We start from the raw sequence: 13303 nt of genomic DNA on the forward strand, positions 1-13303 counted from the left end.
CTTGGTATCCGAACACAGACCTTCGCGTCCTTCTTCGAGATATCCATACCCGCGCACCGTTCATGGAGAAGGTCCATGATTCCTCCTCAGAACCCGGAACCATCGGCCGATGATCCCGCTGCCGCGGGGAGGGTAAAAGATCAAAGTGGAATCTATTAGTCGGGCTCGAGGCACCAATCCACGGTTCCCGTGGAAACCCTCCACGCCACGCTCGAGAACAGGCTCGGAGCACTAAGACGCAACGGCGTCGACCGCGACACCACCATCATCCGTCGCTGACCAACCCGACCACAAGGTATTTACGTGTCCCACAATGCCGCGCAGCGGCGCCATAGCTCGAAATCTCGTGAGCCAACGCTCAGACGCAACCAACATCCGCAAGATCGGCTCGCCGGATCTCGAGACGCGGCCGACTCCGTCGGGCGCTCCTCGATCAACGAAGTGGTCTACCTCCGGAAAGCTTTTCTCGCCAACCAGTTGCCGACGAACTGCACGACCTGCACCAGCACGATGATCACCAGAACAGCCGCCCAGGTCGCGACCGGGTTGAACTGACGGTAGCCGTAGGTGAGCGCGAAGTCTCCGAGCCCGCCTCCCCCAACGGCGCCGGCGACGGCGACCATATCGACGAGCGCGACGAAGACAAAGGTGTAGCCGAGAATCAGCGGGCCGAGCGCCTCGGGCAGCAGCACGGTGAGGATGATCCGCAGCGGGCTGGCGCCGACCGATCGCGCGGCCTCAACCACGCCAGGTGAGATGGTCATCAGGTTCTGCTCGACGATGCGGGCGATCCCGAACGTCGCGGCCAGCGAAATTGTGAAGATGACTGCAGCGTTGCCGATTCCGGTGCCGACGACAGCGCGGGCCAGCGGTTGGGCCGCCGCGATGAAGATGATGAAGGGGATCGGTCGAACAAAGTTGACCAGCACGTTGAGAATCACCGAAATCGTGCGGTTCTCGAGGATGTTTCCGGCACGGGTCAGGTAGAGGCCGAGCCCGACGATGAGTCCGCCGATTCCGCCGAAGAGAAGGGTGAGGCCGACGATGTACAGCGTCTCGACGGCAGCAGTGCCGAACTGGGGAAGCAGATCGAGGAAGGCATCCATCAGCGCACCTCCGTCACGGTCGTGAGCGTTCGGATTCGGGTCAGTGCGGTGTCGACGGCGGTGTCGTCGGCCGTCAACGACAGCGTGAGGTGCCCGAACGGGCGGCCCTGGATCTCATGAATGCCGCCGTAGACCACCTCGAAGGCGACCCCGGCGCGGGTCAGCTCCCCGAACACCGCCGTCTGGTCGACCGCTGCGTCGCGAAACGAGAGGGTGACGATCCGGCCGGTGTGCCGCGCCTGCAGGGTCTCAAGTTCGGCCGCGGACGGCACGCCTTTCACCACGGTTGCGACGAACCGGGCGGATGCCGTCTGCTGCGGATTCGAGAACACGTCGAAGACGTCGCCGCGCTCGATCACCCGCCCCTGATCCATCACCGCGACCTTCGTCGCGATGGTCTGGATGACATCCATCTCGTGCGTGATCACGATGATCGTGACGCCGAACTCCTGGTTGATGCGCTTGAGGAGGGTGAGCACCTCATGGGTGGTCTCGGGGTCGAGCGCACTCGTCGCTTCGTCGGCGAGCAAGATGCTGGGCGACGTGGCCAACGCCCTGGCGATGCCGACACGCTGCTTCTGCCCGCCGGAGAGCTGATCGGGGTAGGCCTTGGCCTTGTCGCTCAGGCCGACGAATGCGAGGAGTTCGGCGACGCGAGCCTGGCGCTCGGCCTTGGGCACCCTGGCAACCTCAAGCGGGTAGGAGACATTGGCCGCGACGGTGCGAGAGTTCAGCAGGTTGAACTGCTGAAAGATCATGCCGATGCCGGCTCGAACGGGCCGGAGGTCGCGCTCCGATAACGCGGCAATATCGGTGCCGTTGACCAGGATCTCTCCGCCGGTCGAGCGCTCGAGCGCGTTGACGAGGCGCACGAGTGTGCTCTTGCCTGCACCGGAGTAGCCGATGATGCCGTACACGTCGCCCGCTTCGATCGTGAGACTCACGTCGTCGATGGCGACAACCGGTGAGCCGCCCTTCGCGGTAGCGGGATAGACCTTGCTGACTCCGCGGAGTTCAACAACGGCGTTCGGGGCGACTGGCATGTGATTCCTTCGGTGATGCGTTCACGACCAAGCAGTCCCGCTGACGCCTTGTGGGCATCATCGGGACTGCTGAGTCGTGCTGGGTAAAGCGGTGGTGCGGGCACAACGTGGTGATACAGGTGACGCGGGTGATGCGGCTACTTCTGCGCTGCAGTCTCTTTCTCAACCTTGGCGAGCGACTTCTGGAGGTCGGCAGCGGGGGTCTTCAGCAGCACGGCGGTTCCGCCGGACACCTTCAGCACGCCATCCTGCACGGCCTTCGTGTTCTGGAAGATCTCGACGAGCTTCTGGTAGGTCTTATTGTCCTTGTCTTCGGCGCGGGCGGCGAAAACGTTCACGTAGGGCAAGGCGTTCGGGTCGGAGGGGTCGTCCTTGGCGATGGCGTCATCGAGGCTGAGACCGGCCTTAGCGACGAAGTCGTTGTTGATGACCGCTGCGGCGACATCCGGCAGCGAGGTCGGGATGAGCGCAGCCTCGAGCGCCTTGACCTGAACCTTCGACTTCTCGGTGTCAATGTCACTCAGGTCGGAGAAGATGCTGCCACCGCTCTTGAGCGTGATGAGCTTGGCCGACTGCAGAATCAGCAGAGCGCGAGCCTGGTTGCTGTTGTCGTTGGGAACGACGACGGTGTCATCCTTCTTGATCTCCGCGACATCCTTGACCTTCGTCGAGTAGAGGCCGAGCGGGTAGATCGCGGTGGAACCGATCGGGGTCAGGTCCTCCTTGGCCGACACGTTGTAGTCGGCAAGGTAGACGATGTGCTGGAACTGGTTGAGGTCGATTTCGCCCTCGGTCAGTGCCGGGTTCGGCTGCGGGTAGTCCGAGAAGCTGACGATCTTGACGGTGATTCCCTCGTCTGCAGCAGCCTTCGTGTAGTCGGCCCAGTAGGCGTCACCGGCGTTGACGACGCCGATCTTCACGACCTTGTCTGAGCTGTCTGCGGTGTCGGAGCTGCCCCCGGATGCACCGGCGCAGCCGGCGAGGAGTGCCACGAGGGGTACGACCGCGAGGGCGGCCAAAATCTTCTTCTTCACGTTTACTTTCCCTTTCACTGTGAGCGCCTGGTCCGCACCGATCATTCGGCGAGAGGGGCAAAAAATCGGCACAGAGAAACCACGGGTGCAAAGAGAGGTGGGGGTCTGTGCCGCTGCGTTGCGAGGCACATTTCTACGTTAGCCGGAGAAAATTCGGCCCGCTGAACGTTACGTCACACTGGGTCACAGCTTCTTCGAGTCCTGACGGGCTACTCGCAGCATCGCCGCGAAACGCCGCGAACGGGCGATCGGGCCCGTCCAGATTGCGCAACGACCAAGCTCGTGGCCGTTGCCAATTGACGTATCCTCGACATCGCTGTCAAGCATGCGCGAGGCAGTGTCAGGCGCTCACCGAGTGAAACCTCGCCACATCCACGAGATCGTGGTTTTCGATATTCGGATAGTGCGTACGCAGCAGACGGCGCAGAGCATCCGCATTGGGGAGGTCCTCGTGATGGGCATCCTCGTGACTCAACTGATCGAATCGGAGTGATTCGACGCTCTCGATTTCGGCGCTCAGGTGGCGGACGACGTGCTCGTCTTCGAATACGAACACGGCCGATCCCACCTGGATGGGTTCGCCGAAGCGCACAGTGATTGTCTTCCGACCCGAAACTACGCTGTCGTAATAGCGAGGATTGAAGTAGACGATTCGGGACCCATCGGTGCGCTCCGGGGCGACGTAGCTATGCGGCAGCAGGTTGCGGATAGGTTCCGCGATTGGGTCACCAGCGGGGTTGGGCAGAATGACCGTCACATCGGGATGAAGATCCAGCAAGACTTGTCGGCATCGGCCGCAGGGCGCGAGTACACCGCGGTCGCGGTTACCGACCGCGACGATGGTGGCCAAAGGGCCGGCGAGGGCCTGCGCTGCAGCTGCAATCGCGACGAGTTCGGCGCACGGGCCACCCGTGAAGTGAAAGACGTTCACACCGGTGTGGATAGTGCCGCGGATGTCCATGGCCGCGGACGCCACCGTGTGCGTGTCGTTGTCGGGCAGAGATCGCACGATCGCCTCGGCGGCAGCCACGAGACGACGTTCGTTGATTTGCAGCATCTGCCGAGTCTGGCAGACTCCCGCTCGATGGAACTGAGATCAGAGAGAGATCGGTGCGACGTCCCGTAGTCGAGGATGAACACGGTCTTTGTCCGAGAGGATTGCCTCAGTGAGCGGAATGGGCCACTCCACGTCCAGGTCGGGGTCTGCCAGGTTCACAAAGGTGTACAGCTCATAGGCGTCGGGCGTCCAGTGCTTGTTCACGCTGTACAGATAGTGGAGCGCACTCAAACATTGATAGGAGTTTGCGACACCTGCGGGAACGAAGACCGCGTTGTCGGGGCGAAGCTCGGTCGTCACAATCTTTCCGAACGAGTCGCCGGCCCGAAGGTCGAGGTAGGCAGCAAAAGCATTCCCGTCGATGATCGAGATGTACTTGTCCCAGGGTTCGGCGTGAAAACCCCGCGTCGATCCCTCCACATTGAAAGCAACACTCGACTGGACGACGTTGAACTCCTCGGGCAGCCCCACGCTGACGAGCTTTTCGCGATGAAACTTTTCCTGAAACCAGCCCCGACCATCGTCGACGCGAGATACATCGAACAGGAGCAATCCAGGGATCTCCGTCGTCGTTGCAGTGAAACTCGTTGTGGCCGAACTCATCCTCAGTTCCTCCGTGCCCGTCTGTCGATGTCAACAAAACCATTGACACTGAGAAACCTAGGCGGCGAGCGGCGTGCCGTTGCTGAGGCTCTCCGAGAGAATCTAGGGTCGCGACCAGAGTGGTCTCGCCCGGTCGACATCGCCACCGAGCTTGAAGCGCACGCTCAGATCGCTGGAACGCTCATCGAGAATCGATGGACTGGTATCGAAACAAGACGGAATCACGCCGTACGAAGCCGGAAGCCTCGTAGAGCCGGATCGCGGTTTCTCGGGATGGGCGCGACGTTAGGTCCAGGCTCCGCACACCCACGGCCTGTGCTCTGGCAACCATGGCCTCCAACAGTGCACGCGCGATCCCTCGACCACGCGCGGCGATCCGCCCTGTGAGGAGTCGTCAGTCTTCAGGCTTGATCAGGCAGAACGGATGCCCGGCCGGGTCAAGATAGACCCTGAACGTCGGCGTATCTGACCCCGCCTTCGTCGCCCCCAACGCCAGGACAGCGGCCTCGGCGACATCGAAGTCATCGATCTTGACGTCGATATGCATCTGCTGGGCGACATCCTGACTCGGCCACCGCGGCGGGTTGTAGTCGTCCACGCGTTGAAATGCGAGAAGCGGGCGCGGGCTACCGGGTGGCACGAGTTCCGCCCAATCGGCGTCATAGCCAACGATCTCCGCCCCGATGAGCTCGGAGTAGAAGCGGGCAAGCGCACGAGGGTCCGGACAATCGATGATGAGCGATTCGATGCTTCCGATCATCGCTCCACACTATGCGCACGTGGGGCGTGGCGCCACTGCACATCTCCCCGTCGTGCGTCAACTGCCCCACAGGCTCGACTCAGTGGTAATGGACGAGTATCACCACTTCGTTGGTCGAGGAACGAGCGAGCGAAGCGAGCCCGTGTCTATTAGGCATATGGCCATTTCGTTGATCGAGGAGCGCGCGAGCTTGCGAGCACGCGTCTCGAGATCTCGCGAGCCAATCCTTGAACTCGGGTTGCTTTCAAACATTGGCTCACGGGGTCTCGAGACGGCCGCGGGCGGCCTCCTCGACCAACGAAATGGTCAAATTCGTTCACCACAATGCCGCGCAGCAGCCCCGAAGCTCGAGACCTCGTGAGCCACTGTTCACACGCAACTCAAGTTCAAGGGTTGGCTCGCGGGATCTCGAGATGCGGCCTCCTTCGTCGGCTGCTCCTCGATCAACGAAATGGCCACACACCGAGCAAACACGGGCCCGATCACCGATATCGGAGATCGGCGACCGACTACTCGCCGAGCAACTCCGAGAGCTCCAGCCAACGCGTCTCGAAACTCGCGATCGACTCTTCGAGCTCGCCGAGCTCTGTGCTCAGCTTGCCGAGTCCCGCGAAGTCCGACTGGTCGTGAGTGGCCAGTTTCTCGTGCAGTGCGGCGATCTCGGCCTGACGCTTGGCGACCTTGCGGTCGATCGACGCGAGCTCCTTCTGAGCGTTGCGCAGTTCGGCGCCGCCGAGTGCTGGCTTCTTCGATCCGCCGACCGCACCGCCGGCCGATTCAGTCGGTGAGCCGGTCAGAGCAGATTCACCCTTGGTACGCAACTGCAGGTACTGGTCGACGCCACCCGGGAGGTGACGGAAGGCGCCATCCGCTACGGCGTACTGGTTGTCGGTGACGCGCTCGATCAGGTAGCGGTCGTGCGAGACGACGAGCAGCGTGCCGGGGAAGGAGTCAAGCAGGTCTTCCATCGCGGCAAGCATGTCGGTGTCGAGGTCGTTAGTGGGCTCATCGAGGATGAGAACGTTCGGCTCGTCGAGCACGATCAGCAGAAGCTGCAGGCGACGCTTCTGGCCACCCGAGAGATCTTTGACCTGAGTCGACAGCTGCGCGCTCATGAAGCCCATGCGTTCGAGCATCTGGCCGGGGGTGATCTCCTTGCCGCCGGCGACATACGACGTCTTCTGGCGTGCGATGACCTCACTGACACGGTCGTTCTGGATGCCGTCAAGCTCCTGCAGCTGCTGCGTGAGCACGGCGACCTTGATGGTCTTGCCGCGCTTGACCGTGCCCTTGGTCGGCTTCACGGTACCGGCGACCAAGCCGAGCAAGGTGCTCTTTCCGGCGCCGTTGATGCCCAGGATGCCGGTGCGCTCGCCCGGAGCGATGCGCCAGGTGATGTTGTTCAGCACCGTCTTCTCGCCGGTCTTCGTCGGGTAGGTGACGGTGACGTCGATCAGGTCGACGACATCCTTGCCCAGACGCTGCATCGCCATCGACTGCATCGAGACGGTGTCGCGGGGCGGCGGCTCGTTCTCGATCAATTCGTTGGCCGCATCGATGCGGAACTTGGGCTTGGCAGTGCGGGCGGGTGCGCCGCGGCGTAGCCAGGCCAGCTCCTTCTTCATCAGGTTCTGACGCTTGGCCTCGACGACCGAGTTCATCCGGTCACGCTCGACGCGCTGCAGGATGTACGCCGCATAGCCGCCTTCGAACGGTTCGATGATGCGGTCGTGCACCTCCCAGGTCTGGTTGCAGACTTCGTCGAGGAACCACCGGTCGTGAGTGACGACCACGAGGCCGCCGGAGTTCGCGGCCCAGCGGGTCTTCAGGTGCCCGGCGAGCCAGGAGATGCCTTCGACGTCAAGGTGGTTAGTGGGCTCATCGAGAAAAATGACGTCGTGATCGCCGACGAGCACCGCGGCGAGGGCGACGCGGCGGCGCTGGCCACCCGACAGGTCGTCGACGAGGGCGTCCCACGGGATGTCCCGCACGAGTCCGCCGATCACGTCGCGCACCTTGGAGTCGCCGGCCCAGATGTGTTCTTCGATGCCGCCGACGATCGCGTGACCGACGGTGACGCCTTCGACGAGCTTGTCTGACTGGTCGAGCATCGCGATCGTGACGCCGCGTCGGCGGGTCACCCGGCCGGCGTCGGGCTCCATGCGCCCGGCGAGGAGCTTGAGAAAGGTGGACTTACCGTCGCCATTGCGGCCGACAACGCCCACTCGGTCGCCCTCATTGAGGCCGGCGGTGACGCTGTCGAAGATGACGCGGGTAGGAAATTCGAGGTGCAGGGACTCGGCCCCGAGCAAATGTGCCATTATCCCTTGAGCTTATCTGGCCCGGATGTGCAAGCCCTGCGGCATCCGTCGCCCGCTCCCCGTCAACATCGGTGCTCTCGAGGCGCATTTCTCACCGCGAGAGGTCGCAGATCGCCCCATCAATCGCGACGAAGGGGCGGTCTGCGACCTCTCGCGAAACGGATGCAGGCAAAAACGGAGGCAGGCGAGAAAGGGATGCGGGAAAAAGGGTGGCAGAGGCTAGGCGTGGATCAGACGCGCGCCGTGCACCGGGCCAGAGGCCCGCACCGCGTGCACGCGCAGCGCCGACAGCGCCACCTGCAATTCGAGAGCGCTATCGGAGTCGGAAACCAGAAAGGCGACCGTCGGGCCAGAACCCGAAATGATGCCCGCCAGTGCGCCGTTCTCTTCGCCCAGCTCGAGCACACGGCCGAGGCCAGGCGCCAGGTGCAAAGCCGGTGCCTGCAGGTCGTTGTACATCGATTCGGCGAGCATCGCCGGATCGCCGGCGCGCAGCGCTTGCAGCACATTCGCGTCGACGCTCGGCTGATGAGCGGCAGGGAAGATGTCTTGGGCGTGGCGTTCACGGTGCCGGTCGAGTTCGGCGTAGACGCCGGGTGTCGACATCCCGAATTCAGCGACGGCCAAGACCCAGTGGAACTGTCCCTTGGCCAAGGCCGGACTGAGCTGGTCGCCACGACCGGTGCCGATCGCAGTTCCGCCGGTCACCGCGAACGGAACATCAGCCCCGAGCTTGGCCGCGATCGTGAGCAACTCGTCTTTGCTGGCTTCGGTTCCCCAGAGCGCGTCGCAAGCGAGAAGCGTTGCAGCGGCATCCGCTGACCCGCCGCCCATGCCGCCAGCGATCGGCACGTTCTTCGAAATCTTCAGGCGCACCCCGCCGCGATAGCCGGCCTTACGCGCCAGAGCGCGTGCTGCCTTGATCGCCAGGTTGCTGCCGTCGGTGACGAGGCCGGAGGTGTCGATCGAACCGGAGAACTCAACCGAAAAATCGTCAGCCGGTGAAGCCCACACGTCTTCATAGAGCGAAACGGCCTGGAACGCCGTCGCAAGTTCGTGGTAGCCGTCGTCTTGCAGGGCCCCGACCTTGAGAAAGACGTTGATCTTGCCCGGCGCTCTCGCGTGCACAACCGTTGAGGCCTCCGGGATGGTCATGAATCCAACCTAGCTCAGGCCCCGTTGCTGCGATGACGCGGCCGTCGTGCGCGCATCGGCCAGCCAGGCTTTCATTGCTTCTTTCGCCGGGGCGACGGCCGTCGCATCGTCGAGTTTCTAGTGTGTCAGCGAGACGGATGTCTTGTCGCCAACGGCCGGATTGGCCGTCGCGAGAAGCGACGACTTCTCCCCCGTCATCCACTTGGCGGTGATGAATTTCACGTCACGACTGACCCGGATCGGCGGCTCACCGAGCCCCGCGCTGACAGCGTCGATCACGGCGTCGAGTGCCTCCTGTTGCGCCACCGGCAGCGTGATTGAGGCGCCGACCTCGAACGTTCCGTCGGCGCGCTGCCCGGGCAGACGCATCCCGCGGGCCTGTTCGAAGCCCACGGTGACCATCTGGCACCACCAGGGCGCAACCGCGTGTTCGCTCTGCAACACGCCGGCGATCTGCGGATGCGTCAGGGCCGTCGCTCCCGCGGCGTCGAGAATCGCGAACCATTCGGCCCACGGCTTGCCGGTTGCCGCGATTAGCGCGTCATCGCTCATGTTCTCGCGGCGACTGTTCACCGGGGTGTCGACCATCGGCTACTCCTCGTTCGGCGTGTCTGACTCGTTCTGCTCGTTCGGCGTGTCTGACTCGTTCTGCTCGTTCTGCTCGTTCGACTCGCTCGACTCTGTCAGTTCGTTCGACTCGTTCGACTCGTCGCTCGACTCGCCCGGCTCATCCGGCCACGCCTGAGCGATCGCCAAGAAGTCGTGAACCGTAAGCTGCTCGCCCCTGGTCGTCGGGTCGATGCCGGCGGCGGAGATCACCGCAGACGCCGTCGCCGAGTCGCCGAACAGCACAGAGAGCGACTGACGCAGCATCTTGCGACGCTGCTGGAACGCGGCATCGACGAGGGCGAACGTCGCCAGGCGCAACTCCTCAGACTCCAGAAGTTCGCTCCGCCGTTCGAAGGCCACCAGAATCGAGTCGACGTTCGGCACCGGCCAGAACACCTGACGGCTCACCTTGCCTGCCGTGCGGAAGTCCCCGTACCAGGCGGCCTTGACGCTCGGGCTGCCGTAAATCTTCGAGCCGGGGGCCGCGGCAATCCGCTCGCCGACCTCGGCCTGCACCATCACGACACCGGTACGAATCGACGCAAAGTGCTCGAGCAGATGCAGCAGCACGGGCACCGACACGTTGTACGGCAGGTTCGCCACGAGACTCGTCGGGTCGCCGGGCAGCTCCATCACCTTCAGAGCATCGTCGCGGATGACCGTCAGCGGCACCCCCGGCTGCATGAGCTCGACCGTCAGCGGAAGCTGCTCGGCCAGTCGGGCGTCGATCTCGACGGCAACAACCCGGGCTCCGACCTCGGTCAGGCCGAGGGTCAGCGAGCCGAGCCCCGGCCCGACCTCGACGACGGTGTCGCCGGGCGAGATCTGGGCGACCTTGACGATGCGACGCACAGTGTTCGCGTCGATGACGAAGTTCTGACCGAGCTTCTTCGTCGGGTTGACCCCGAGCATTTCGGCCAGGTCGCGGATCTCCGCCGGCCCGAGCAAAGCGCTGGGCGCTTTGACAGGCGCCGCCGCGTGACGGCCGTGTTCGTGGTGCTCCTCGGCGAGAGGACCTTCGGCGAGAGGAGCCTCGGTGGGACTCTCTGACGGCTGGTCGTTCTGCGTCTCGCTCATGCGATGCCTCCGATGGGCTGGGCGTTCTCGTCGATATCGGCATGGTGGCCGTTCAGCGGCTGGGCGTCCCAGCGGCCGTAGACGAGTTCAGTGTTTGATGAAATCTGGGCGGCGAGCAGCGAGACATCGGTGTCCAGGTGCTCGGCCATGGCCCGCAGCGTGTTCGGCAGCAGATAGGGGGAATTCGGGCGGCCGCGGTACGGCATCGGAGTGAGGAAGGGCGCATCCGTCTCAATCAGCAGCAGTTCGCGCGGTGTGATGGCCAGCGCCTCACGCAGTGCAACCGAGTTCTTGAACGTGACCGTTCCGGAGAACGAGAGATACCAGCCGTTGTCGGCACAGATCTTTGCCATCTCCGCGTCGCCGGAGAAGCAGTGGAACACGGTGAATTGGGGCGCGCCGACGCGCTTGAGCGTGCCGATGACCTCGTCGTGGGCGTCGCGGTCGTGGATCTGCATGGCCACGCCGTTCGCTTTCGCGATCTCGATGTGGGCTTCGAACGAGTAGTGCTGGCTCGGCTGGCCGGCGACGTCGGTACGAAAGAAGTCGAGTCCGGTCTCCCCCACCGCGACAACGCGGGGCTGGGCAGCCAGTTCGGCGATCTCAGCAAGGGCGTCGTCGAGGGTGCCCTCCCTGGCGTAGCGCGGTGCTTCATTCGGGTGGATGGCCACGGCCGCGAGCATGCGCGGCTCGCGCGCCGCCATCGCCGCTGACCACCGGGAGGTCTCCAGATCGTTGCCGACCTGGATCACCCCGCGCACGCCGACGCTCGAGGCGCGGTCGAGCTGATCGAGCCACGACAGTGGGTCGTCGCCGTCAGCGATCTCCAGGTGGGTGTGGTTGTCGTACACCCCGACGGTGAGAGGTTGCGGCAGTGGCGGGTAACTGAGATCCCGCCCCGAGGTCTGCTCGCGTTTCCGAACGTGGTCGGAATCGTTAGCCAACAGTGGCCTCAACAGTTGCTTCGATGCGCGGGAAGAGGGCGTCGAGAGTGCTCACGTGCGTGCCGCCGGTCCACTCCCATGCGGTGTCGATGCGCTGATCTGTCACGGCACCGGACCCGCCGAGAGCGGCCCACAGGGTGGCGGTCGCCTCAGGAATGACGGGCGACAGCAGCACGGCGAGCGTGCCGAGTCCGCGCACTGCCGTGTTCAGCACTGTTTCCAGGCGTTCGCGGTTGGCGGGGTCCTTCGACAGGGCCCACGGCTCCTGAAGGGTGATGTAGCCGTTCAGCTCGTCAACGAGCTCCCAGACCGAGGCGAGGGCCTCGTGAATGGCGAGACGATCGATGGCCTCTGACGCGGCATCCGTCACGCGCTTCGCGGTGGCCAGGATTGCCTCGTCGGCCTCCGTCAGCGCGCCGGCGGCAGGGATCTCGCCTGCGCAGTAGCGGTTGACCATGGCGATCACGCGCGAGGCCAGGTTGCCGAAGCCGTTGGCGAGCTCGGACTGGTAGCGCGCCGAGAGGTCTTCCCAGGAGAAGGAGCCGTCTTGGCCGAAGCTGATGGCGCGCATGAAGTAGTAGCGAAAGGCGTCGGAGCCGAAGGTGTCGGTGATCTGGCTCGGCGCGATGCCGGTCAGCTTCGACTTGGACATCTTCTCGCCGCCGACGAGCAGCCAACCGTGGCCGAAGACCTGCTTGGGCACCTCGATGCCGGCGGCCATCAGCATGGCCGGCCAGATCACCGCGTGGAAACGCAGGATGTCTTTGCCGACGATGTGCGTCGCGGGCCAGAGCTCGGCGAACTTCTCGTCGTCGTGACCGTATCCGGCCGCGGTGATGTAGTTGAGCAGCGCGTCGAACCAGACATAGACGACGTTGCTCTCGTCCCACGGCACCTTGATGCCCCAGTCGAAGCTCGACCGGGAGATCGACAGGTCGCTCAGGCCGTTCTTGACGAACGCAATGACCTCGTTGCGTGCCGATTCCGGCTGCACGAAGGTGGGGTTCGATTCGTAGAGCTCGATCAGCTGGTCGGCAAACGCGCTCATCTTGAAGAAGTAGTTCTTCTCGTGCAGCAGTTCGACGGGCTTCGAGTGGATGGCGCAGACCTGCTGGCCGGCGAACTCGCCGGTGCCGGCGACGAGGTCGCTCGGCTGCTTGTACTCTTCACAGCCGACGCAGTAGAAGCCTTCGTACTCACCGGTGTAGATGTGACCGGAGTCGTAGAGGTGCTGCAAGAACTTGGCGGCGTTCACTTCGTGACGCGCGTCGGTGGTGCGGATGAAGTCGTCATTGGCGATGTTGACGGTGTCGAGCAGCGGCTTCCATGCGGTCTCGACCAGGCGGTCGACCCACTCCTTGGGAGTGGTGCCGTTTGCGGTCGCCGTGCGCAGGATCTTCTGACCGTGCTCATCGGTTCCGGTGAGCAGCCAGGACTTCTCACCCTTCTGGCGATGCCAGCGGGCAAGCACGTCTGCGGCCACCTCCGTATAGGCGTGCCCGATGTGCGGGACATCATTCACGTAGAAGATCGGCGTGGTGATGTAGAAAGAGGAGCCGTCGGACATGCTCACATCTTATTGGAGCCGGGCAAG

General features: G+C 63.7%; 12 protein-coding genes and 1 pseudogene. All 13 read right to left on the reverse strand.

What is annotated here, in order from left to right:
• Positions 1 to 446: 446 nt before the first annotated feature.
• Complete coding sequence (locus ABD791_RS11220) at positions 447 to 1106, reverse strand: methionine ABC transporter permease (RefSeq protein WP_345066355.1); 660 nt, start codon at positions 1104 to 1106, stop codon at positions 447 to 449.
• Positions 1106 to 2149, reverse strand: a complete 1044-nt coding sequence (locus tag ABD791_RS11225; RefSeq protein WP_345066358.1) for a methionine ABC transporter ATP-binding protein — start codon at positions 2147 to 2149, stop codon at positions 1106 to 1108. The genes ABD791_RS11220 and ABD791_RS11225 overlap by 1 nt, the downstream gene beginning before the upstream one ends.
• 137 nt (positions 2150 to 2286) lie before the next feature.
• Positions 2287 to 3183, reverse strand: a complete 897-nt coding sequence (locus tag ABD791_RS11230; protein WP_345066361.1) for a MetQ/NlpA family ABC transporter substrate-binding protein — start codon at positions 3181 to 3183, stop codon at positions 2287 to 2289.
• Positions 3184 to 3523: 340 nt separating this feature from the next.
• The gene (locus ABD791_RS11235) at positions 3524 to 4240 is read right to left on the reverse strand and encodes an ASCH domain-containing protein (protein WP_345066364.1); all 717 of its coding nucleotides are present in this window, start codon (positions 4238 to 4240) and stop codon (positions 3524 to 3526) included.
• A gap of 39 nt (positions 4241 to 4279) precedes the next feature.
• On the reverse strand, positions 4280 to 4843 hold the full coding sequence (locus tag ABD791_RS11240) for a dTDP-4-dehydrorhamnose 3,5-epimerase family protein (RefSeq protein ID WP_345066367.1): 564 nt from the start codon (positions 4841 to 4843) through the stop codon (positions 4280 to 4282).
• A 181-nt stretch (positions 4844 to 5024) separates the two neighbouring features.
• Positions 5025 to 5219 carry a GNAT family N-acetyltransferase gene (locus tag ABD791_RS11245; protein ID WP_345066585.1) on the reverse strand — a complete coding sequence of 65 codons (195 nt, stop codon included), beginning with the start codon at positions 5217 to 5219 and terminating at the stop codon, positions 5025 to 5027.
• Between the two features lie 18 nt (positions 5220 to 5237).
• Positions 5238 to 5603 carry a VOC family protein gene (locus tag ABD791_RS11250; protein ID WP_345066370.1) on the reverse strand — a complete coding sequence of 122 codons (366 nt, stop codon included), beginning with the start codon at positions 5601 to 5603 and terminating at the stop codon, positions 5238 to 5240.
• Between the two features lie 509 nt (positions 5604 to 6112).
• Positions 6113 to 7924 carry an ABC-F family ATP-binding cassette domain-containing protein gene (locus tag ABD791_RS11255; protein ID WP_345066373.1) on the reverse strand — a complete coding sequence of 604 codons (1812 nt, stop codon included), beginning with the start codon at positions 7922 to 7924 and terminating at the stop codon, positions 6113 to 6115.
• Between the two features lie 219 nt (positions 7925 to 8143).
• Positions 8144 to 9079: a 4-(cytidine 5'-diphospho)-2-C-methyl-D-erythritol kinase gene (locus ABD791_RS11260; RefSeq protein ID WP_345066377.1), complete on the reverse strand. Its 936-nt coding sequence runs from the start codon at positions 9077 to 9079 to the stop codon at positions 8144 to 8146.
• 117 nt (positions 9080 to 9196) lie between these two features.
• Complete coding sequence (locus tag ABD791_RS11265; RefSeq protein ID WP_345066380.1) at positions 9197 to 9667, reverse strand: hypothetical protein; 471 nt, start codon at positions 9665 to 9667, stop codon at positions 9197 to 9199.
• Between the two features lie 150 nt (positions 9668 to 9817).
• Positions 9818 to 10600: pseudogene (gene rsmA / locus ABD791_RS11270) on the reverse strand (16S rRNA (adenine(1518)-N(6)/adenine(1519)-N(6))-dimethyltransferase RsmA); the annotation flags it as partial.
• A 161-nt stretch (positions 10601 to 10761) separates the two neighbouring features.
• Positions 10762 to 11709 (reverse strand): TatD family hydrolase, encoded by a 948-nt coding sequence (locus tag ABD791_RS11275; protein ID WP_345066383.1) that lies wholly within the window; start codon positions 11707 to 11709, stop codon positions 10762 to 10764.
• Positions 11702 to 13276 carry a methionine--tRNA ligase gene (metG, locus tag ABD791_RS11280; protein WP_345066386.1) on the reverse strand — a complete coding sequence of 525 codons (1575 nt, stop codon included), beginning with the start codon at positions 13274 to 13276 and terminating at the stop codon, positions 11702 to 11704. The genes ABD791_RS11275 and metG overlap by 8 nt, the downstream gene beginning before the upstream one ends.
• Positions 13277 to 13303: the final 27 nt, after the last annotated feature.

Origin of the sequence: Glaciibacter kafniensis (assembly GCF_039538945.1) — a bacterium.
Classification (GTDB): domain Bacteria; phylum Actinomycetota; class Actinomycetes; order Actinomycetales; family Microbacteriaceae; genus Cryobacterium; species Cryobacterium kafniensis.

Coding starts and splice junctions, on each gene's coding strand:
- ABD791_RS11235 (WP_345066364.1), bottom strand. CDS start 4,240: ATGCTGCAAATCAACGAACGTCGTCTCGTGGCTGCCGCCGAGGCGATC.
- ABD791_RS11260 (WP_345066377.1), bottom strand. CDS start 9,079: ATGACCATCCCGGAGGCCTCAACGGTTGTGCACGCGAGAGCGCCGGGC.
- ABD791_RS11225 (WP_345066358.1), bottom strand. CDS start 2,149: ATGCCAGTCGCCCCGAACGCCGTTGTTGAACTCCGCGGAGTCAGCAAG.
- ABD791_RS11220 (WP_345066355.1), bottom strand. CDS start 1,106: ATGGATGCCTTCCTCGATCTGCTTCCCCAGTTCGGCACTGCTGCCGTC.
- ABD791_RS11265 (WP_345066380.1), bottom strand. CDS start 9,667: ATGGTCGACACCCCGGTGAACAGTCGCCGCGAGAACATGAGCGATGAC.
- ABD791_RS11250 (WP_345066370.1), bottom strand. CDS start 5,603: ATGATCGGAAGCATCGAATCGCTCATCATCGATTGTCCGGACCCTCGT.
- ABD791_RS11240 (WP_345066367.1), bottom strand. CDS start 4,843: ATGAGTTCGGCCACAACGAGTTTCACTGCAACGACGACGGAGATCCCT.
- metG (WP_345066386.1), bottom strand. CDS start 13,276: ATGTCCGACGGCTCCTCTTTCTACATCACCACGCCGATCTTCTACGTG.
- ABD791_RS11255 (WP_345066373.1), bottom strand. CDS start 7,924: ATGGCACATTTGCTCGGGGCCGAGTCCCTGCACCTCGAATTTCCTACC.